This window comes from Campylobacter sp. CFSAN093259 (genome assembly GCF_012889985.1).
Classification (GTDB): Bacteria; Campylobacterota; Campylobacteria; order Campylobacterales; family Campylobacteraceae; genus Campylobacter_D; species Campylobacter_D jejuni.
Map to the genome: position 1 here is coordinate 844275 of NZ_CP040617.1, position 19701 is coordinate 863975.

A 19701-nucleotide genomic window follows, 5' to 3' on the forward strand; every position below is an offset into this window, starting at 1 on the left:
ACACAAACATTATATTTTTAAAAGCGTGATTTCATCACCTTTTTTTAATTCACTCGTATTTTCTTCGCTTATAAGCAAAAACTCACTTTTAATAAGTGGAAGTATCATACCAGAGCCAAATTTGTTTTCGTTAAATGGTGTAAAAATACCTTTTTCTAAATTTCCTAAAATGAGATTATTTCTTCCGCTTTTAAGCTTTAAATCCATACCCATTTTGCCATAAAATGTTAAAGGATTGTCTAGGTTTCCACTTAATAAATTAATGATTTTTTTAGCAAAAATAAAACAAGAAAGATAAGCTGCCATAGGGTTTCCTGGTAAAATCAATACGAAATTTTCACCTTTTCTATAAAGCTTAGTAGGTCTTGCAGGGCGTGCTTTTAAACCTTTAAAAAGCGGAGTAAAGCCTAATTCATCTAAAGCTTTTTCCATAAAATCAGCCTCGCCAACGCTTGCACCTCCTGAAGTGATTAAAAGATCAAAATTTGTATTTTCTAAAGCCTCTTTAGTGCTTTTAAAATCATCTTTGATAATACCCAAATAAGAAGCATTTTGAAGCATAGTTAGTAAAGGCAAAGCATTGGCATTATAAATACTTTCTTCATCGCATTCTTGCCAAGGTTCTTTTAGCTCATTTCCACTTGAAAAAATACCTATGCGAATTTTTCTTATGACTTCTATTTTATAAAGCCCTTGAGAAGCAAGCAGGGCGATATGTTTATCATTAAGTTTGGTGCCTTTTTGAAGTAAAATTTCACCTTTTTTTAATTCTTCGCCTTTATAGCGATAGGCATTGTATTGTTTAGGGGTTTTTTTAATGATGAGTTTATTTTCTTCTATATACTCATCTTCTAACATTAAGATAGTATCAGCATTTTTGGGCATTTTAGCCCCTGTCATGATTTTATAGCATTCATTCTTAGCAACTGTATAAAAATTTTTATCTCCTGCAAAAATAGTCCCTTTAATCTCCAAAGCCTCATTGATATCAGTATAATTAAAAGCATAGCCATCAAGAGCAGCATTGTCAAAACTAGGTAGATTTTTTCTAGCGTATAAATCTTTAGCTAAAATTCTATCCTTTGCTTTTTCAAGGCTAATAAGCTCACTTTCATCTAAACATGAAATTTGATTTTCTAAGTCTTTTAAGGTTTCAAAGATATTTTTCATTCTTCAAGCCTTGTGATTTTCACACCCAAATCTTTAAATTTTTCTTCTAAATTTTCATAACCCCTATCAAGATGGTAAATTCTATGGACTTTGCTTGTACCTTTAGCTGTAAGAGCTGCTAAGATAAGGGCTGAAGAAGCGCGCAAATCTGTAGCCATGACATCAGCAGCGTTAAGTTCTTTTCCGCCTACTATGGTAGCAATATGACCATTGAGTTTAATATCCGCACCCATTCTTAAAAGTTCACTTACATGCATGAAACGATTTTCAAATAGTCTTTCATCAATAATACTAGTTCCATTAGCTTTTAAAGCTAGTGCCATAAACTGCGCTTGCATATCGGTTGGAAAGCCTGGATATTCACTTGTCATGATTTCTACAGGTTTAATTTCTTTAGCAGGAAGTAGGGCGATACTATCTTCTGCAATCAAAGTTTCAAAACCCATTTGATGAAGTTTTGCTAAAACTGCACTAAGATGAGTGGCGTTAACGTTATCTAAAGTAATTTTAGAATTTGTAATAGCCCCTGCACAAAGATAAGTTCCTGCCTCAATTCTATCAGGTATAACGCTAAATTCTTTAAATTCTAAAAGTTCTCCATCACTACCATAAATTTCAAGTTCATCTGTACCTATGCCTTTGATTTCAAGTCCTGCGTCTTTTAAAACTTCGCAAAGTTGAACTACTTCGGGTTCTTTTGCAACATTTAAGAGTTTGGTTTTACCTTTAGCTAGAGCTGCTGCCATGATGATGTTTTCACTACCTGTAACCGTGATTTTATCAAAAAGAATTTCATTGCCTTTTAAATTTCCACTAGCTACGACATAGCCTTGTTTGATTTGTATATTTGCCCCCATTTTTTCTAAGGCTAAAAGATGTAAATCAATAGGTCTTTGTCCTATGGCACATCCACCAGGCAAAGATACTTCACAATGCCCAAAACGAGCAAGCAAAGGCCCTAGAGTAAGTATAGAAGCACGCATTTTACGCACAATGTCATATTTAGCTATGGTTTGATTAAGAGTGTTTGTGTTTAATAAAGCACTATTGTTTTGAAAATTGACTTTAGCTCCTAAATTTTCTAGCAAAGATATAAGAGTTTTTATATCAGCAACATTAGGAACATTGTTGATTTTTACTTCGTTTTTAGCAAGTATGCTTGAAACGATCAAGGGTAGGGCGGCATTTTTTGCCCCGCTTATTGCAACATTTCCGCTTAGATGATTTGTGCCTTCGATTTCTAGATAAGTCATATTTTTCCTTGAAAAAGTTTAAAAATGCACCATTATAGCATTCTTAAACTTTTGAAAAAATATAATCAAGCTTGTTGGCTTTGGAGTTCTTGAATTTGAGCTTGAATTACATCTGCTTGAGATATTAGCACATCAATTTGTTTTTGAAATGTCGTTTTCATTTGTTCGTTAGCGTTTGTCATTTTTTGAGTAAGTTCTGCAATTTTAGCTAAAATTTCAGCTAATTTTGCTATTAAAGCCTCTAATGCGGGATTTCCGCCACCTTTGCTACTTTGAATGGAATTTTGGTCTTTGTGGTTTTCTATTTTTTCTTGACTTACTTTGATTTCATATTCTTTTTCATTTTTTGAATTTGCTTGACTTAAACTTCTTGCTTCATCTGAAATTTGAATTTTAACCACATTGTCACTATGAACATTACTTGCCAAATCATTGTTTTTGTTTATTTGTGTTTGATAATTGCTAAAATTTTTTGTCAAAGTATCTATTTTCATCTTAAATCTTTTTAAATTAATTTATATTGTTATCGGTTTTTTTATTTATAAATTTATATTAATGATAATTATTTTAAGGATATTTTATTTTAGATTTTCATATTTATATTTTAAATGCAAAAAAGACTAAAGTTTCATAAAGTTTTTAAGTATTTTTTTGCCTTTTTGAGTTAAAACCGCTTCAGGATGAAATTGCAATCCATAAATAGGATATTTTTTATGTTTAATTGCCATAATAATATTTTCTGAATTATGAGCTAAAATTTTGCATTTTTCAGGCATGGAACTAATGTGTAAAGAATGATATAAGCAAATTTCAATTTCTTTTTTAATACCCTTAAAAATAGGATCTTTTTTAAAATAAAGTTTAGAAATTTTACCATGCATGGGATTTTGCATTTTAGAAACCCTACCGCCAAAAATTTCAGCTATACACTGATGTCCTAAACATATACCTAAAATTTTTTTATTTTTTTTAAAATATTTGATTGCTTTTAAGCTTAATTTAGATTCCTTAGGAGAATGAGGGCCAGGAGAGATGATAAGATGAGTGAAATCAAATTTTTCTAATTCTTTAGCTTTTTTAAAGGCATCATTTTTTATCACTTTACATTCAAAACCAAGTTCTTTAAGATAATAGATGATGGTATAACTAAAAGAATCATAATTATCTATAAATAAAATTTTCTTCATTGTAATTTTACCTTTTTTAAACCACGCACGGAATTAATACAATAAATATTTTCTGCTTCAAATAAATCTTGTTTAAATAATGCTTTTTCTTTTATCAAACCAAGATTGATTAAGAAATTTCTATATACTCCATTTAACATACCGCTTTGAATTTGTGGAGTATAAAATTGAGAGTTTTTTTCTAAGATGAGATTGGTTCTTGAGCCTTCGCAAAGTTCATCTTTTTCGTTAAAAAAAGCTATGTCATAACACAAGTTTTGCTGCCATTTGTATGAGTGTTGATTATAAAAAGTACGCAAAGAGCTTTTGTGATAGAGATTGTCACTTTTTGAGTTAATTTTATCATCACTTAAAAGCAAAATATCGTTTGAATTTTGCTTTAAGGCACTTTGTTGAAATTCGTATCTTCCGTCTTTGTATAAAATAAGCTTTAAAATTCCTTCTTTATGTGGATTTTTAAAGGGTAGGGGAAAATTATAAAATAAAGAGTGTTTTTTGTGGAAAATTTTTTCATCGAGTTTAAAAAGTGTAAAATTTTGATATTTTTTATAAGAACTTTTTTGATTTAAAACATTATAAAAATCTTTAAAGAGCTTGTGAGTGTTAAAATTAAATTTAAGAGCTGAATTTATAAGCCTTAATAAATGTTCTTTTAAAAATAAAATTTGAGAATTTTTAAAATACATGGTTTCAAAAAGATGAAAATCACAAGGATTTAAGATTGCACTTTTAAGTTTTAATTCTTCAAATTCATCTTTAAATTTTGAGTCCCAAACCAAGCCGCTACCCGTGCTATAAGTATAAATTTCATCTTGTTTTTCTAAGGTGCGTATGGCTACGCTAAATTTATTTTTATTTTTGCGTATTAAACCTATAGTTCCGCAGTAAATACCACGATCTCTTTGTTCTAATTCTTCAATAAATTTAATGCTTTCAAGCTTTGGAGCACCTGTAATAGAACCACAAGGAAAGAGAGCTTTAAAAATTTGATATAAAGAAATATTTTTTTTAAGTTTTCCTTGTACGCTTGAAGTCATTTGATGTAAAGTAGGGTGACTTTGAATTTCAAAAAGTTTGGTTTTTAAGCTTTTTTTTGTGATGATTTTTGAAAGATCGTTGCGTAAAAGATCACAAATCATAACATTTTCACTCAGATTTTTTGTATCATTTTGCAAGAAAATTTTATTTTCTTCATCTTTTATAGGATCTTTATCACGCTTAATTGTGCCTTTCATAGGTTTTGTAAATATTTTTCTTTTTTTGGTCTTGAAGAAAAGTTCAGGTGAGAAGGACAAAATTTCTCTTGTTTCATCTTTTATAAAAGCTTTAAATTCAGTATCTTGTCTAGAAAGTAAAAGTTTAAAAAGTTCAAAAGAATCCATTTTGCTATGAAATTTAAAATTTTGAGTGAGGTTGATTTGATAAACTCTTCCTTTGGAGATTGCCTCTTTAACCTTGATGAAATTTTCTTTGTAATTATCTTGATCTAAAAAATTTATAAATTCAGGAATAAATTTTTCTTCATCAATATCTTCTTTTTGAAATTTTTTTCTTTTTTTAAAAGCAAATACAGACAAATAAGCCTTTTTGCTTGTGAAATTTTTATCTTGAAAATATCTATATAGTTCATAATCAGTAAGCATTAAAATATAAAAATCATTTTTATATTTCTCTATAAATTTAAAGCATTTTTTACTTTCTTTGTGGTTAAAGGCTTTTAAAGTGTGTTTTAAATCATGGTAAAAATATTTACCAAAAACAGCATAGTTTTCAAGAGTCACTTAATTCCTTTGCAACCTGTGCGGCAAGTTTTAATTTATCATTATCAAAATGAGTGTAAATTCTTGAGGTATTTAAACTTGCATGCCCTAAAGCTTCTTGAACTAAAACTAAATCTTTTTGCTTTTTATAAAGCAGGGTGGCAAAAGTATGACGCAACATATGAGCACCATTTTTTTGTTTGCGAATTCCTGCGCGAAATAAAAGCTGTTCTACTATGCGACTGACATAAGATTGAGTCAGTGGAGTGCCTTTTTTATTGACAAAAAGTAGGGCGTCTTTACTTATATAATTAATACTTACATTTTTAAGCAAATCGTAAATAAGTTCTTTTTTTATCATTACAACACGATATTTATTGCCTTTAGCTCTTATTCTTATGATATAAAGATCGTTTTCTTCGCTAATATCACCCATTTTGATATTGATAGCTTCACTTACCCGTATGCCTGTAAAAATGATGATTTTAATAATAAGTTTATTGCGTATGGTATTGTTTTTAAAATCTGCATTTTCAATAGCATCAAGAAATTTTTTAAGCTCTTCTTCACTCATAAATTCAGGTAATTTTACCCCTTTAGAACCTGCTATACCTGCCCAGTTTTTAAGATTGATATCGAAAATATGTGCTTTTTCATCTTCTTCATTTTGCTTGTCTAAAAAATCAAAAAAATTAATCACAGCAATACGGTAATTTTTTTTGCTTGCATCTGATAAAGCACCTGTTATACTTGCTAAAACTTCTACAATAAGTTCTTCATCAATCTGTTTTAAAGAGTAAAGCTTATAAAAATTTAAATATTCAAATACTTTTTTTAAAGGATTAAAATAAGTATTAACTCCACTTAAACCAGCATTTCTTGCTTTTTTTGCTAGAGCGTCAAGTTCATCAATATTTTTTACACCTTTTGTAAGAGCAAAATTAACTTCTGCTAAAGCTTGTGGATTTTTTAACTCTTTGTTAGATAGTGAGTTGAGTTTAAATTTTACATATTTTGCTAACCAAAATAAGAATGATTTTTCAAAATTTTCTTCACAATCTAAAGGGTATTTCATAAAAACTTTTCCTAAATCTAAAATTTTAGCTTTTTAACTAGAAAAGGTATTTTAGTATTAACTTAGTAAAAAAAAGCTTTTTTAGGAAAAAGTTTGTTTTTATATGCAAGGCAAAAAGATTAAAATATTTTTATTAAATAAATCTTATATCAATCATAAAAAGATATGATAAAAGGTAAAAATATATAAAATTTATAATTTTGTATTGAAAACTGTAATTTTCAAACTTTTTTATATACACCTAGATTATTCTACTTTGATATAGATTAAGCTACTATTTTTACATACTTTTATGATTTTACCTTTTGAGTGAAATAAACTTATCCATAAAATATAATGTAAAAAATTGATAATTTTATTTCGTAAATTAAAATTATATTTTACTTTTCTTGAAAACTATAAAGAATATTTAAAAATTAAATTATTTTATATTATTATCAAAATATACATAAAAATGATAACTTGTGCATTAAATTTTTTAATCCCCTATTCTTGATTTTTAGTTAAAGTAAATATTCTTAGTTATAAAATTTTTTAAGAATATTTTTATTTTAATAGTTTTATAATAGTTATTACATAAAAACTTAATAAAAAGTTTTATCAAAACCAAATTTCAAGGAGAGGGTAATGAAATTTCCAGTAAAATTAGCAAGATCTATTGTTGTATGTGCTTTTTTAGCAGGTATAAGTGCTAGCGCATTAAGTGAAGGTAAAGAATATGTAATTCTTAAAAATCCTATTGCTAACGCTGATAATTATAGTGTCGGTTTAAAAGCAATGAATGTAAGTAAAGCTGATTTTGAAAATTTCTTAAAAACTCCAGAGGCTGCAGAGCTTTTAAAAAGTTATGAAATTGCCAATCCTATTTCGCAAAATTATGGCACCCCTGCTTTTGTTGTTAATGGAAAATATCAAATCGTTCCAAGTGCAATCAACTCTCCAGAGGCTTTGATTGAAATTACTAAAGAACTTAGCAAGCAAAAATGAGTTGTATAAAAATGAAAGATAAATGCAGAAATTTTTTACTTTCCAAATGGCAAGATACGCGCAAACCTTGGTTGATTTTGATTATAGTTACTATAGGACTTACTTGTATAGCACATTTTTTATTTCAAGAATATCTTTTTATGAAACCTTGTGAACAATGTGTGTATATAAGATTTGATATGCTTGTTATGGCTATAGGTGGTATGATTGCATTAATCAACCCTGCAAATAATATTATAAAAATTTTTTCTTATAGCTTAGCTTTTTATGGAATTTGGCTTGGCTTGGAGCATTGTCTAACTTTAAATCATATCCATGAAGTGGTTCATTCTGAAAATCCTTTTGCAGGCGTAGATGGATGTCGTGAAATTCCTATTTATCCATTTAATTTACCTTTGCATGAGTGGGCTCCTAGTTGGTTTTTGCCAACAGGAGAATGTGGGATGGATACCCCTGTAGTTCCAAAAAATGCTTATAATCATCTCAATGCTTTTCAAAAATTTTTTATAGGAACTCTACCTGATTTTGAAAATGGGCTTTATAGCAATGGTTGGTATTTGATTCCTAGTTTAAAGTTTATGAATATGGCAATTTGCTGTCTTATAGCATTTTTATGTTGTTTTATTGTGCTTTTTGCAATGTTTATAGCCTATGTTTTAGATAAAAATAAACCTAATGCTAAAATTTTTGCATTGGTGATTGTTATTTTGGTTTTAGTGCTTAAATTTATAGGCGAACCAAAAAATCCGAATCAAAATATAGCTAGTTTAAATCAAGTCGTTTTAAGATACTCTTAAAATAGGATGGCTTAAATAATTTTAAAGGATTTATCATGAGACTTAGCAAAACTCTTTGCATGGCACTTTTGGCGTGTTCTATCCTGCTTGCACCTAATGCTTTAATGGCCATGGGTGATCCTAATGGAGTGAAAATAGATTGGCAAATTCAAGGACAAATGGGTATGATTAAAATGAATCCTTATGGATTGTCTCCTTTGACCGCTATTATCATGAATAATGGTTATGTCTTAAGCGATATAAAAAAATCAAATGGTCAAACTATTTCTTAATAATGTGAATTCTAAAATGGCTAAGACTTATGGTGGAATTCCTATTTTTGGACTTTATCCTTCTTATAGTAAAGGTAAGTTATGCTAAATCTACAAATAGTAAAAGTCAAAAAATCATTGATGAGATTTATAAAATTACAACTCCAGAGGTTAGTATAGAACCAAGTAGAAGGCACTGATCAAAGAGGAACTCTTTTTGAAAATGTGAAAGTATTAAAAATGGATCCAAAATTTTCAGATAGGCTATATTTAGTAAATAATGCTCCTGGAAAATAATCTGGCAAAGACTCATAATCTGTATGGAATAATCTTGTAGGTGGTGCTATGGAATGGGATGAAAATTCAAATGTCTTTATCATAAGATACCAAGGGTGAAATCAGATGGTATTATGATAACAATAAACTAATGAACTGGGACAATATTTACAATCGTGGAATTATGATGAGTTTTCGTCAAAACAAAGATGGAGCTTTAACTTGGGGATTTGGTCAAAGATATGTAAAATACGATGTCTGGGAAGAGAAATTTTCAATCGCAAATTACCTGCTGTCTATATAGATTTTTTCTCATGCTATGGACAATATGCAAAATGGGCATTATTTCTTCAACAAATACTTTGCGTCCAAGATAGTAAGCATGTACGCACAGTGTGTGATACTATTATAGAAGTAGATGAGAATGGTAATGTTGTTGATGATTGGAGATTGTATAAGATTTTAGATCCTTATAGAAGTACTATTATCAAAACTTTAGATCAAAGTGCAGTGTGTTTAAATATAGATGCAAGTAAAGTGGGTAAAACTTTAAGCGATGAAGAGCTTGCCAAAATGGATGAAAGCGACAAATTTGGAGATATAGCAGGTATAGGTAGGAATTGGGCGCATATAAAGGGTGGAATAAAGAATTTCAAAAATATTTATTGCAACCTGTAGATAAAAATGGAAATGAATGGTTTTCTCCTGTAACTTCTTTAACTCAATATGAACCAGATAAAGATTCTATTATGGTTTATAGTGCAACAGCCTGAATGGCTTTTGATCTTAGTAAAGGTGTAAGTTTTGGAGAGCCAAAACCTGAAATTGATGAATTTAACTGGGGTGCCAAGGAGCCTTCGGTTCAAATTCAATTTAGCGGTTCAGGAACGGGTTATCAAGCAATGCCTTTTAGTGTTGATCAATAAAAATTACCAAAAAATAAATTTTGGCGGCTTATTTATTTTTTTTAAATAAAATTATCTTTGAAAATTTTATTTAACTAAAGGATATAATATGCGTAAATTTTTTTGCAAATTTGTTTTAACGCTTGTATTTTGTTCAAGTTTTGCATTAGCAAATAATAGTTTTATTACTCTTAATCCAAGTTTACCTAGTTCTGAAAATAGTGTAATAGAAGCATTTTCTTATAAATGTATACATTGTTACAATCATCATAAATTTGGAACCCTTGAAAAACTGAGAGAAGCTTTTCCAAATTTACATTTTAAACTCTATCCTGTAAGTTTAATGAATGGGGAATTTTCCAAAGAAATGAATGAGCTTTTTGCCTTTGCTCAATACAAAGATGAGCAAAATGGTAAAGACGCGAGTTATTCTGATAGTTTATCTTATAAACTTGCTGATGTTTATTTTGTTTCTTATTTTTTAAACAAGCAAAGAAATTTTTCAAATTTAAATGAATTTTACGACATAGGTTTAAAGGCTATGAATGTAAATAAAAATGAAGTATTAAATTTTTTAAATACCCCAAAAGCTAAAGAAATTTTAAGCGAGTTTCAAAGAGCTAATGATATAGCTAAAACCTATGGCACCCCTGCTTTTGTTGTTAATGGAAAATATCAAATTAACCCAAGTGCAATCAATTCGATGCAAGATTTAGAAGATCTAGTTAAAAAATTAAGTAATATGAAATAATAAATTTTTAAGGCAATAAAAATTGCCTTAAAAATTATTTTTTGATCATATTTGTATAAGGTCCATAGCGATGTTGGGTTGTAGAAAAGCTATCATCATAAGGTCCTACATCCATATCTAAAGGCTTAACCTTTCTATCTGGAAAGTCTTTATTTCTATTTGCTTTAATAGGACGAGCTTGTGAATTCATGTAAGCTGCTACATCATAAGCATCTTCAAGACTTAAGTCAGGCGCACCTTGAGGCATATTTTCTTTAATATAAGAAGCAGCTTTGATAAGACGATACATTCCAGCTCCTGTATTATAACTATCATCACCCCAAAGTGGTGGATAAAGATAATACGCCCCTGTGCTATCCTCATTTTTAAGCCCTAAGCCATTTTCTTGATGACAAACGGCACATTTATCCATATAAATTGCCTTACCTTTTTTTAGGATCAGCTGCTCTTAAGATGAAATCTATCTTCTTAAGTCCCTATCCTTCTATCTTAGCTCCTACTGGAACTCCTTGAGATAACCATTGCATATAAGTTAGCATGGCTTTCATTTCAGGTGTATCACTAGGCATTCTTTTGCCATTCATAGAGCGTTCAAAACAGCCATTGATCCTATCTGCTAAGGTAATTACTTTATCTCCTCTTGCATTATATTGTGGAAATCTTGCCCAAATTCCTACAAAACCCGATTGATTTTGCACACTTCCACCATTAGCATGACAGCTTGAACAAGAAAGATTATTTCCCGCAAATCTTTTTTTAGGATCTTTGGCTTGTGGACCCACATATTTGCTTGTTTCATTAAGAATTTTATTTCCCAAAATAACCATTTTGCTATATTCTGAATTTTTTGGCATTTTAGTTTCATCTATAGTGCCATCTTCATTTAATTCCTTAGGTAAATTCCATTTGGCAGTAGGCAGATCAATACCTGTTGCACTCTTAGTTTTTTCCAAATTTGGATCTAAGGCTAAAGCACAACTTCCACATAACAACAAAGTTAAAACTATAGAAAATTTATTCATCAATTTCCCTCCTTATTTTGCGTAATTTAAATTCAGTATAAGACTTTATTTAGAAAAAGTCAATAAAACCTAATTACATTTTAAGAAAAAAGCTTTAAACCTTAAAATAATATTCGTTTATATTTAAAATAGAACTTATATATTTAAAGCAAAAATAAAGTTTTTTCGCTATAATAAAATCTTGCAATATTTTTAAAGGTTAGGTTAATGAAAAATTTAAGCATTCAAGAAAAAAAAGACTTAGACAACTGCGTTTTTCAAAATCTTGGAAGGCAAGATACTTTTACTTTAAGTGTGGTTTTTAAAAATTTTTATTTAAAAATTAAAGCATTTATTTATTCTAAATAATACCACTTAAAATCCTTTTTTGTGTAGGAAAGATCTTTAAAAGAAGGTGATTGGATAAATAGTTTGCACTCTTTATCCAAATTTTCTATCCCGTATATTTTCATAGCCATTCTTGAGTCATGTCTTGTAAGTTCTATTCCAACACAAGCTTGATTGTTGATTTTGTAAAGTAAAGTGCCACCATCTTTTTCATCTATATTTAAAATATCCAAATTCTTATTTTTACTCATATCTTTTACATCTTTACTAAAAGAATATCGGAGTTTATAATATATCATAATATCCTGCATGGTATTTTTCAAATTTTGTAAATTTTCATTAATCAAATATCCATTATTTTTATAAAGTTTTAAAAAATCTTCATTAAGAAATTTTTGAAAACTTTCATCTTTAGATAATTTTTGACAAGAATTATAGCTATTTAAAATTCTAACTTGACTGGCTTCTATTAAAAGTTCAAGGCAATCTTTATTCTCTTGTGAAAATTGCACTAATTTAACTTCTTGAATCTTAAAATCTTTATTCGGTTTTTTTTCATAAGCAAAATCATTTAATTTTTCATAAATATTAGCAAAACTTAAAGAATATAAACTAAAAAAAATTAAAATACACTTTTTCATTGAAAAAAATCTTTGTATTTATTTTTTAGAAATTCCACCACTTCTAAAATTTCATCAACCCCTTCTTTGTTGGAATTTTCGAGTACATTATCTATATTATCAATATAAGCTTCTATTGCATTTTCTAATTTTTCTCTTTTAACTCCAGCGTATAAAAGCATAGCTTCTAAAACTATGCTAAGCTCATATTGTAAATCTTCTAATTCATTTTTTAAGGTTTTATTATTGTTTTGATTCATTGTTTTCCTTTTTAAGTTCTTTGCTTTTAATTAAATCAATAATTTGAGCCTTAATATAATTATAATTTGCTCCATCTTTAAATGTCGCAAAAAGTCCACCACTAGCATTTTTATGTCCGCCACCACCTACTAAATTTTTAGCCATTAAACTTACATCTATTTTTCCATTTGCACGAAAACTTAAGGTTTTTCTAGAACTAACATCAATAAAAAAGTCATAATCAGGATTTTTTACTAAAAAATCATTTCCAATAACAGAAGTATTGCCTATATTTGAAGTTAAGATGCCTTTATGGCCTTCATATTCTATGCTGAAATTTTCTTTTAGCTCACTTAGTTTTTCAACTACAAAATAAGAAATTAAATTAGAAAGAGTATCATCATTTTTTCTGGCAAAATAATCCTTTTTTATAAAATGAGTAGCATTATCGAGTAAAATATTTGCATTTTCTTTTCCTATAAATTTCCAAGCCTTATCAAGCAAGAAAAACATATAATCAATTTGAGATTCTTTAAACATTACACGATTTATTTCTTTTGCATTGGCAATCAAGCCTAAAAAAACCTTTCCAAGTTCAAAATTTTCATCCTCGCTTAGCCAAATATCAACAGCATTAACCACATCAACAAATTTTGAAAGTTCTAAAACAGGAGTACAGATTTTAGAGAAAAAATCATAAACGATTTTAGTTGCACATCTTTTAGAATCAAGTAAATACCAAGAATATTTTTGAGCACATTCTTCGCCACTTTGATGATGATCAAGAAGAAAAATTTTAGTATTTTTCTCTTTGCAAATTTTTTCAAATTCTTCGCATTGATTTAAATTTAAATTTAAATCTGTTATTAGAATAATAGCTTTTCCGAAATTTTCATCTTTTTCTATATCGCCTATAATAGAGTTAAAATTTTCATTAATTTCTTTGCCATAATTAGAATTATAAAATTTCACATTTTTAAAATAAAAATTTACTATAAATTGACAAGCATAGCCATCAAGATCTGTATGTGAAAGATGATAAATTTTCATTATATTCCTTAAAGTTCTATCCTAATAATACCCTCGGTATTAAAATTTGTATTTTCTGCAATTTCTGCAAAACTTAACACTACTATATTAATGCTAAAATTATAACAAATATCAGCAATGAATTTTCTAAGCTGCGGTTCAACGCAAAGTATAAAAGGCTTGATACGACCATTTGCTACTGCGGCAACTTCAGCCCTTAGAGTATCTACTAAAGTACCTGTTTGAGCTACACTTAAAGGCAAGTGATAACTTCCATCTCTAAATTGTACATTTTCCATTAAAACCGCAGAACTAGCAGAGTCTAAGATAAAAATATCCAAATTTCCTTTATCATCTAAATACATATTTGTAATCATCCTAGCTAAGGACGCCCTTACATGTTCAATAATCATATCAAAACTCTTGCTTACTTCTGCTATATCGCTTACAGATTCTAAAATAGTAAGCATATCTTTAATTGGTATGTGATGCTTAAGCAAGTCTTTGAGAATTTTTTGAATAAGACTTACAGGTGCAACACCTAAAGCACCTTCTACGATGATTGGATAATCATTTTTAACCTTATCAAGAAGATTTTGTACCTCTTGGCGTGTGAGAAGTTCGCTTGCGTGCGCTTTGATAAGTTCGCTCATATGTGTTGAAATAACACTTGCAGGATCTATTACTATATAGCCATTTAATGTTGCTTCATCTTTTAAATTCGCATCAATCCAAAGTGCATCAGAGTTAAAAGCGGGTTCTTTTGTAGCAATCCCTTCTATCTCTTCTGTGATAAAACCACTATCCATGGCTAAATATTTATCCGGATAAATTTCAGCACTTGCTATAGACACGCCCTTGAGTTTAAAACTATACTCATTTGGTTTAAGTCTTAAATTATCTCTTATTCTTATTTTTGGCATTAAAAATCCTAAACTTTCAGCAATACTTCTTCTCATTGAGCGAATTCTTTCTGTAAGTTCGTTTTCAGCAAGCTTAATAAGTCCGTATCCAAGTTCAAGTTCTAAAATTTCAACTTTGAGTATATCGTTAATCTTGTACTCTTCTTCTTTGAGAATTTCTTCTTCGCTTTTCTTAGCAGGCGCTGCCGTTGTCCCACCTGCTCCACTTTGAGATGCAGCTGCGGCACTTGGTTTGCTTTTTTTAACTGTAGTTATATCAATTTTACCTTCCTTAACCTGCTTGGTAAGATAGCCAAGGCTTAAAAATACTAAAGCCATAAAGCCCAAGGATAAAGTTGGCAAACCAGGCACTAACGCAAAGATAAAAAGTACAAAACCTACTATTAAAAGCGTGCGATATTCGCTTAAAAGTTGAGTTAAAGTTCCTTCTGCAAAATTTTCCTCATCTTTGCTTGCACGAGTGATAATTATAGCGGTTGCAGTAGAAGTAATAAGCCCTGGAATTTGAGATACAAGTCCATCACCTATGGTTAAAATAGTATAGGTAGAAGCAGCATCGCTTAAAGCCATATCGTGCTGAAAAGATCCTATTAAAAAACCACCTATGATATTTATAATAGTTATGATAATTCCTGCAACAGCATCTCCTTTGATAAATTTAGAAGAACCATCCATTGCACCATAGAAGTTTGCCTCAGCAATAACTTCTTGACGTCTTGCTCTAGCGGTTTGTTCATCAATAAGTCCTGCATTTAAATCCGCATCAATAGCCATTTGTTTACCCGGCATCGCATCAAGTGTAAATCTTGCTTGTACTTCAGAAACCCTTGTACTACCTTTTGTTACAACCATGAAATTAATCAATACTAAAATACAAAATACAATCACGCCAATGACCATATTTCCACCAACAACAAATTCTCCAAATGCTGCTATAATCTCACTCACAGCTTCAGGGCCGTTTTGCCCTTCGCTTAAAATCATCCTTGTGGTAGCTATATTTAATGAAAGCCTAAATAAAGTGATAATCAAGATTAAAGTTGGAAAAGTTGTTAAATCTGTCGGTTTGGGTATATAAATAGAAATTAAAATAATTAATACCGATAAAGCTATACTTAAAGCCAAGAAAAAGTCCAAAATAGGACTTGGTAAAGGAACTATAATAATAGCTAAAATACAAACTAAAAAACCAACAATAGTCAAGCTTTTAGCTTTTAAAACAGGAGCGATTAAAGGCCCCAAGAAAGGAAAAACTAAATCGACTATTTTATTTTTTGCCATTATTTTTCATAATATCTTCTAAAGTAATAGAATCTAAAAATTCATCTACTTTATTTTGTAAATTTACTAACATAGGCATTAAGGTGCAATTTTCTTCTTTATTATTTGGACAAGTGCCACCACTGCATTCAAATACACTGATATCCTTTTTTTCAGCACTATTAACAATTTCTTTTATAGTATATTGACTTGGTTCTTTGATTAAAACAAAACCACCTTTTGCCCCTTTAAAGGATTTTAACAAGCCATCTTTAGCTAAAGTTTGTAAAATTTTAGCTAAAAAACTTTTAGGAATATCAAGCTCTAAAGCTAAAGAATCTACATCTTGAGGTGTTTCTTTTTGAGAAATATAAATTAAAGAAAGTAAAGCGTATTCGCTAGCTTTGGTAAATAGCACAGATTCTCCTTGTTATAACTACAGAAATAGCTGTAATTATAATAAATAATTCTTAGAAAAAGACTTAAATTTTGACAAAACCTTCTAAAAAAGATAAATTCAGTTTATTTTTTGCTTTTTAAGATAAAATTACAGTTCTTTAATTTTATTATTTTACCAATCAGGAGGTCTATCATGGCTTTGGATTCGGCCAAAAAAGCAGAAATAGTTGCGAAATTCGCTAAAAAACCAGGTGATACTGGTTCAACAGAAGTTCAAGTAGCTCTTTTAACTGCAAGAATTGCAGAACTTACAGAACATTTAAAAATCTACAAAAAAGACTTTTCATCAAGATTAGGACTTCTAAAACTTGTAGGTCAAAGAAAAAGACTTTTATCTTATCTTAAAAGAAAAGATTATAATTCTTATAGTAAGTTAATTACTGAATTAAATCTTAGAGATAAATAATTTTTAAGCCCTTTTTACGGGGCTTTTGCCTTTTAAATTTCTTCTTTTGTAATCAGTTTTATATATCAAAAACACAAGAAAAATCTTACAAGATTTCCCTTTGTCCTTTGGCATCAGGTTCGCTTAAAATCCCGTTTTGCGTAAGTTGTTCAATAATATTTGCAGAGCGGTTATAGCCGATTTTTAAACGGCGTTGTAAATAAGAAATGCTTGTTTTTCCATCTTCTAAGATTACTCTTTTAGCTTCTTCATAAAGCTCATCTGCTTCCCCATCAAAGCTTTCATTTGTTGTAACACCTACGCTTTGCTGATCCTTTAAAAAGCTTTCATCATATTCTACGCTTTGTTGATCCTTTAGAAAATCCACGATTTTTTCTATTTCAAATTCGCTTGCAAAAGGCGCATGCAAACGCACTATAGAGCTTGTTCCAGGAGGAGTAAATAAACAATCCCCTCTTCCAAGTAAACTTTCAGCACCCATAGCATCTAAAATAACTTTAGAGTCAATTTTTTGCCCTACTTTATAAGAAATTCTACTTGGTAAATTCGCTTTAATTAGTCCTGTTACAACATCAACAGAAGGTCGTTGTGTAGCTACAATCAAGTGGATTCCACTTGCTCTTGCCATTTGCGCAAGTCTTCCTATATAAAATTCTACATCTTTACCCGCAGTCATCATCAAATCAGCAAGTTCATCGATAATTACTACAATAAAAGGAAGTTCTTCTCCGCCTAATTCTTTCATTTTTTCATTGTAATTTTCTATATTTTTGGTTTTTGCATCAGCCATTAAGCGATAGCGTCTTTCCATTTCAGCTACCATATTTGAAAGCGCATTGACTGCTTTTTTTGGATCTGTGATAACAGGAGTTAAAAGATGAGGAATGTCATTATAAATGCTAAATTCAAGCATCTTAGGATCTATCATCATCAAACGCAAGGTTTTTGGAGAGTTGCGATATAAAAGACTTAAAAGCATAGAATTTATCCCCACACTTTTACCACTACCTGTCGTTCCTGCGATGAGTAAATGCGGAAGTTTTTTAAGATCGGTTACAAAAGCATTGCCTACTATATCTTTACCTAAAGCTATGGTTAAAGGACTTTTAGCGTTTTTAAAAACTTCACTTTGTAAAATTTCTCTTAAATAAATGGTTTGAATTTCATCATTTGGAACTTCTATACCTACAACATCTTTTCCTGGTATTGGAGCTTGAATACGGATTGATTTTGCCATTAAAGCCATAGTTAAATCATCTTGTAAATTTAAAATACGACTTACTTTCACATCTGCACTAGGACGAAATTCAAAAGTAGTTACCACAGGACCAACATAAGTGCTTATAACATCGCCGCCTATTTTAAAACGACGCAATTTTTCAAGAAGATTATAAATTTTTTTATCTATTTCACTTTCATTGATTTCTTGTTTGTGTTCTTTTGGATTAGCTAAAAAATCTAATGGCGGCAAGGTGAAATCTTTTGGTTTTTCTATTTCGCCCTGCTCTATTTCACGCAATAAAGCTTGGTTAATAGCAATTTCTTTGGCTAAAACTGCTTTTTGAAGTTTAATTTCTTGATCATTTGTTTTTTCATTATCGATTTTAGTTTCTGTATTTTGGATAAAATCGAGTGTATTTTTTTCTTCTATAACTATTTCATTTATATTTTTTATAGGAGTAGGTTCTATATAAGGATGATTTAACTCTTCTACAATGGGAGCAAATTCAAAGATATTGTCTGCTTTATCTAGATTTTTATTTTCATTTATTTTGTCTGATTCTTGTGTTTCTGTTTTAATTGTTTTTGGGCTATTAAAACTATATTTATTCCCTTCTATAATATCGCTTGAATTTATCGCATCATATTCTTCTAATTTTTTAATTTCTTGTTTTACTTTATTTTCTAAAATTTCATTTTGATAGGCTTTGTATTCTTGTTCTAGTTTTTCTTTTTTTATCAAATTCTCTCTAAGTTCAAGCTCTTTTGTAAAAATTTTTGGTTTAACTTCTTGATTAGAAACTGGAATTTCAATATTTTTACGTTTATAACTTGGCTCATCTAAATTTTTATTTGTATCTATTTGCTTTATATCTTCAAGTTTTTTAGGTTTTAAAAAACGTTCAGGAATCATATCTACCTCTTCTTCTGAAATAAAATTAAAATCTTCATCAAGACTAATGCTCATTTTACTAGCCTTTTGTGCGAAATTTCGCACTTGTTGAGAATGCTCATGAACAAAACTTCTTGATTCTTTTAAACTTTGTTTATCAATCTCTATGGTTTCATCTAAAATTTGATTTTTTAGTTTTTCAAAATTTTCCTTGGCCGTGGTAATTGAATTTTTACTTGCATTGATATTGCTATCTTTAATTATCTGTTCTAAGTTATTGGTTTCCCCTTTTTTGTTTATTTGTAAATTTCCATAAATACTATCTTGCAAAATATTTAATTTTGGAACTATAGGTTCTGATTTACCTACATCTTCTTTCTCGTTTTCTCCACCAAATACACGCATAAGTAAAGATTTAAAAGCTTGCTCTACTTTTAATAAATAAGTAAAATCTAATTCTATTTTTAAAATTTCTTTTGCAAATTTTGGAAACAATAAAACCAAAGAAAATAGTAGAAGTAAAAGAGCGAAAATTCCGCTCCCAGTATGCCCCAAAATAGTAGAAAAAATCGCATAAGCAAGCTCTAGTATATAGCCTGAATTAGGATAAAAAACTGCAAATAAAAGCAAACTCGAGAAAAAGGCAAATCCTATACCAAAAAGCTCTCTTCTTGTAAAATTAGCTAATTTGTAATTTCTTTTATAATAAACATAATTTAAAATAAATAAGAAAAAAGGATAATAATACGCAAATTCTCCAAATAAAAATAAATTAGCCTTGTAAACCCATTCTCCCATGCCAGGTGCTAGCATACAAAGACAAAGATAAAAAATAACAAGCGTGGAGCTGGTAAAAATGGCTTCTTTTTTAATATTCTTTCCTTGAAAAT

Annotated in this window: 23 protein-coding genes and 1 pseudogene; 10 read left to right on the top strand and 14 right to left on the bottom strand. The window is 29.4% G+C overall.

Translation table 11 applies throughout. The features are described from left to right. Positions 1 to 9: 9 nt before the first annotated feature. From FBF20_RS04485 to FBF20_RS04510, 6 genes are all read right to left on the bottom strand, one after another. Positions 10 to 1170 carry a molybdopterin molybdotransferase MoeA gene (locus FBF20_RS04485; protein WP_002852443.1) on the bottom strand — a complete coding sequence of 387 codons (1161 nt, stop codon included), beginning with the start codon at positions 1168 to 1170 and terminating at the stop codon, positions 10 to 12. Beyond that, positions 1167 to 2423: a UDP-N-acetylglucosamine 1-carboxyvinyltransferase gene (gene murA, locus FBF20_RS04490; RefSeq protein ID WP_002868146.1), complete on the bottom strand. Its 1257-nt coding sequence runs from the start codon at positions 2421 to 2423 to the stop codon at positions 1167 to 1169. Before murA ends, FBF20_RS04485 begins: the two co-directional genes overlap by 4 nt. A 65-nt stretch (positions 2424 to 2488) precedes the next feature. Further along, the gene (fspA2, locus tag FBF20_RS04495) at positions 2489 to 2917 is read right to left on the bottom strand and encodes a flagellum-secreted nonflagellar protein FspA2 (protein ID WP_002858761.1); all 429 of its coding nucleotides are present in this window, start codon (positions 2915 to 2917) and stop codon (positions 2489 to 2491) included. A gap of 126 nt (positions 2918 to 3043) precedes the next feature. After that, on the bottom strand, positions 3044 to 3610 hold the full coding sequence (locus tag FBF20_RS04500) for an aminodeoxychorismate/anthranilate synthase component II (RefSeq protein ID WP_002852589.1): 567 nt from the start codon (positions 3608 to 3610) through the stop codon (positions 3044 to 3046). Continuing rightward, positions 3607 to 5391 carry a bifunctional anthranilate synthase component I family protein/aminotransferase class IV gene (locus FBF20_RS04505; protein ID WP_002878827.1) on the bottom strand — a complete coding sequence of 595 codons (1785 nt, stop codon included), beginning with the start codon at positions 5389 to 5391 and terminating at the stop codon, positions 3607 to 3609. Before FBF20_RS04505 ends, FBF20_RS04500 begins: the two co-directional genes overlap by 4 nt. After that, a complete protein-coding gene (locus FBF20_RS04510; protein ID WP_002890807.1) occupies positions 5381 to 6445 on the bottom strand; it encodes a tyrosine-type recombinase/integrase in 1065 nt (354 codons plus the stop codon). Before FBF20_RS04510 ends, FBF20_RS04505 begins: the two co-directional genes overlap by 11 nt. 627 nt (positions 6446 to 7072) lie before the next feature. Here FBF20_RS04510 and FBF20_RS04515 point away from each other — a divergent pair. From FBF20_RS04515 to FBF20_RS04530, 8 genes are all read left to right on the top strand, one after another. After that, positions 7073 to 7432 (top strand): thiol:disulfide interchange protein, encoded by a 360-nt coding sequence (locus tag FBF20_RS04515; protein WP_002852474.1) that lies wholly within the window; start codon positions 7073 to 7075, stop codon positions 7430 to 7432. Then, positions 7429 to 8229: a protein-disulfide oxidoreductase DsbI gene (gene dsbI / locus FBF20_RS04520; protein WP_100626444.1), complete on the top strand. Its 801-nt coding sequence runs from the start codon at positions 7429 to 7431 to the stop codon at positions 8227 to 8229. The genes FBF20_RS04515 and dsbI overlap by 4 nt, the downstream gene beginning before the upstream one ends. Before the next feature lie 35 nt (positions 8230 to 8264). Beyond that, positions 8265 to 8501, top strand: coding sequence for an aryl-sulfate sulfotransferase N-terminal domain-containing protein (locus tag FBF20_RS08920; RefSeq protein ID WP_021357914.1), 237 nt, complete (start codon positions 8265 to 8267; stop codon positions 8499 to 8501). Positions 8502 to 8907: 406 nt separating this feature from the next. Then, on the top strand, positions 8908 to 9060 hold the full coding sequence (locus FBF20_RS08930) for an arylsulfatase (RefSeq protein ID WP_021357915.1): 153 nt from the start codon (positions 8908 to 8910) through the stop codon (positions 9058 to 9060). Continuing rightward, positions 9006 to 9434: an aryl-sulfate sulfotransferase gene (locus FBF20_RS08935; protein ID WP_079462648.1), complete on the top strand. Its 429-nt coding sequence runs from the start codon at positions 9006 to 9008 to the stop codon at positions 9432 to 9434. The genes FBF20_RS08930 and FBF20_RS08935 overlap by 55 nt, the downstream gene beginning before the upstream one ends. Then, positions 9422 to 9529: an aryl-sulfate sulfotransferase gene (locus FBF20_RS08940; RefSeq protein WP_021357916.1), complete on the top strand. Its 108-nt coding sequence runs from the start codon at positions 9422 to 9424 to the stop codon at positions 9527 to 9529. Before FBF20_RS08935 ends, FBF20_RS08940 begins: the two co-directional genes overlap by 13 nt. Further along, entirely contained in the window at positions 9530 to 9682 is a 153-nt protein-coding gene (locus tag FBF20_RS08945) for a hypothetical protein (RefSeq protein WP_021357917.1), read from the top strand. Positions 9683 to 9770: 88 nt separating this feature from the next. Continuing rightward, complete coding sequence (locus FBF20_RS04530) at positions 9771 to 10412, top strand: thiol:disulfide interchange protein DsbA/DsbL (RefSeq protein WP_002867467.1); 642 nt, start codon at positions 9771 to 9773, stop codon at positions 10410 to 10412. A gap of 34 nt (positions 10413 to 10446) precedes the next feature. Here FBF20_RS04530 and FBF20_RS08950 read toward each other — a convergent pair whose 3' ends face one another. Together FBF20_RS08950 and FBF20_RS08955 are read right to left on the bottom strand one after the other, a co-directional pair. Continuing rightward, positions 10447 to 10824 carry a c-type cytochrome gene (locus tag FBF20_RS08950; RefSeq protein ID WP_002868140.1) on the bottom strand — a complete coding sequence of 126 codons (378 nt, stop codon included), beginning with the start codon at positions 10822 to 10824 and terminating at the stop codon, positions 10447 to 10449. A 64-nt stretch (positions 10825 to 10888) separates the two neighbouring features. After that, entirely contained in the window at positions 10889 to 11434 is a 546-nt protein-coding gene (locus tag FBF20_RS08955) for a hypothetical protein (protein ID WP_002873064.1), read from the bottom strand. Positions 11435 to 11641: 207 nt separating this feature from the next. Between FBF20_RS08955 and FBF20_RS04540 the strand changes: the two are divergent. After that, positions 11642 to 11792 (top strand): annotated as a pseudogene (locus tag FBF20_RS04540) (hypothetical protein). Here FBF20_RS04540 and FBF20_RS04545 read toward each other — a convergent pair. Genes FBF20_RS04545 through FBF20_RS04565 form a run of 5 tightly spaced genes read right to left on the bottom strand, consistent with a single transcriptional unit; the run spans position 11770 to position 16251 of the window. After that, positions 11770 to 12402 (bottom strand): hypothetical protein, encoded by a 633-nt coding sequence (locus FBF20_RS04545; protein ID WP_002852437.1) that lies wholly within the window; start codon positions 12400 to 12402, stop codon positions 11770 to 11772. The pseudogene FBF20_RS04540 and the gene FBF20_RS04545 sit on opposite strands and share 23 nt — an antisense overlap. After that, positions 12399 to 12641, bottom strand: a complete 243-nt coding sequence (locus FBF20_RS04550) for a hypothetical protein (protein WP_002852415.1) — start codon at positions 12639 to 12641, stop codon at positions 12399 to 12401. Before FBF20_RS04550 ends, FBF20_RS04545 begins: the two co-directional genes overlap by 4 nt. After that, positions 12625 to 13671: a DHH family phosphoesterase gene (locus tag FBF20_RS04555; protein WP_002859543.1), complete on the bottom strand. Its 1047-nt coding sequence runs from the start codon at positions 13669 to 13671 to the stop codon at positions 12625 to 12627. The genes FBF20_RS04550 and FBF20_RS04555 overlap by 17 nt, the downstream gene beginning before the upstream one ends. An 8-nt stretch (positions 13672 to 13679) precedes the next feature. Next, entirely contained in the window at positions 13680 to 15854 is a 2175-nt protein-coding gene (flhA, locus tag FBF20_RS04560) for a flagellar biosynthesis protein FlhA (RefSeq protein WP_002890378.1), read from the bottom strand. Beyond that, complete coding sequence (locus tag FBF20_RS04565) at positions 15841 to 16251, bottom strand: RrF2 family transcriptional regulator (protein WP_002852609.1); 411 nt, start codon at positions 16249 to 16251, stop codon at positions 15841 to 15843. Before FBF20_RS04565 ends, flhA begins: the two co-directional genes overlap by 14 nt. Positions 16252 to 16425: 174 nt before the next feature. Between FBF20_RS04565 and rpsO the strand changes: the two genes are divergently transcribed. Then, positions 16426 to 16698: a 30S ribosomal protein S15 gene (gene rpsO, locus FBF20_RS04570; protein WP_002852579.1), complete on the top strand. Its 273-nt coding sequence runs from the start codon at positions 16426 to 16428 to the stop codon at positions 16696 to 16698. Positions 16699 to 16783: 85 nt separating this feature from the next. Here the strand turns inward: rpsO and FBF20_RS04575 are convergent, their stop codons facing one another. Beyond that, positions 16784 to 19624, bottom strand: a complete 2841-nt coding sequence (locus FBF20_RS04575; RefSeq protein ID WP_024266103.1) for a DNA translocase FtsK — start codon at positions 19622 to 19624, stop codon at positions 16784 to 16786. Between the last annotated feature and the right edge of the window lie 77 nt (positions 19625 to 19701).

Bases quoted from the DNA above. Each gene is read 5' to 3' on its own strand.
- dsbI (WP_100626444.1), top strand. From the start codon at position 7,429: ATGAGTTGTATAAAAATGAAAGATAAATGCAGAAATTTTTTACTTTCC.
- rpsO (WP_002852579.1), top strand. From the start codon at position 16,426: ATGGCTTTGGATTCGGCCAAAAAAGCAGAAATAGTTGCGAAATTCGCT.
- FBF20_RS04550 (WP_002852415.1), bottom strand. From the start codon at position 12,641: ATGAATCAAAACAATAATAAAACCTTAAAAAATGAATTAGAAGATTTA.
- flhA (WP_002890378.1), bottom strand. From the start codon at position 15,854: ATGGCAAAAAATAAAATAGTCGATTTAGTTTTTCCTTTCTTGGGGCCT.
- FBF20_RS04530 (WP_002867467.1), top strand. From the start codon at position 9,771: ATGCGTAAATTTTTTTGCAAATTTGTTTTAACGCTTGTATTTTGTTCA.
- murA (WP_002868146.1), bottom strand. From the start codon at position 2,423: ATGACTTATCTAGAAATCGAAGGCACAAATCATCTAAGCGGAAATGTT.
- FBF20_RS08920 (WP_021357914.1), top strand. From the start codon at position 8,265: ATGAGACTTAGCAAAACTCTTTGCATGGCACTTTTGGCGTGTTCTATC.
- FBF20_RS04575 (WP_024266103.1), bottom strand. From the start codon at position 19,624: ATGCTAGCACCTGGCATGGGAGAATGGGTTTACAAGGCTAATTTATTT.
- FBF20_RS04545 (WP_002852437.1), bottom strand. From the start codon at position 12,402: ATGAAAAAGTGTATTTTAATTTTTTTTAGTTTATATTCTTTAAGTTTT.
- FBF20_RS08945 (WP_021357917.1), top strand. From the start codon at position 9,530: ATGGCTTTTGATCTTAGTAAAGGTGTAAGTTTTGGAGAGCCAAAACCT.
- FBF20_RS04510 (WP_002890807.1), bottom strand. From the start codon at position 6,445: ATGAAATACCCTTTAGATTGTGAAGAAAATTTTGAAAAATCATTCTTA.
- FBF20_RS04500 (WP_002852589.1), bottom strand. From the start codon at position 3,610: ATGAAGAAAATTTTATTTATAGATAATTATGATTCTTTTAGTTATACC.
- FBF20_RS08950 (WP_002868140.1), bottom strand. From the start codon at position 10,824: ATGGATAAATGTGCCGTTTGTCATCAAGAAAATGGCTTAGGGCTTAAA.
- FBF20_RS04515 (WP_002852474.1), top strand. From the start codon at position 7,073: ATGAAATTTCCAGTAAAATTAGCAAGATCTATTGTTGTATGTGCTTTT.
- FBF20_RS04485 (WP_002852443.1), bottom strand. From the start codon at position 1,170: ATGAAAAATATCTTTGAAACCTTAAAAGACTTAGAAAATCAAATTTCA.
- FBF20_RS08930 (WP_021357915.1), top strand. From the start codon at position 8,908: ATGAACTGGGACAATATTTACAATCGTGGAATTATGATGAGTTTTCGT.
- fspA2 (WP_002858761.1), bottom strand. From the start codon at position 2,917: ATGAAAATAGATACTTTGACAAAAAATTTTAGCAATTATCAAACACAA.
- FBF20_RS04555 (WP_002859543.1), bottom strand. From the start codon at position 13,671: ATGAAAATTTATCATCTTTCACATACAGATCTTGATGGCTATGCTTGT.
- FBF20_RS08955 (WP_002873064.1), bottom strand. From the start codon at position 11,434: ATGAATAAATTTTCTATAGTTTTAACTTTGTTGTTATGTGGAAGTTGT.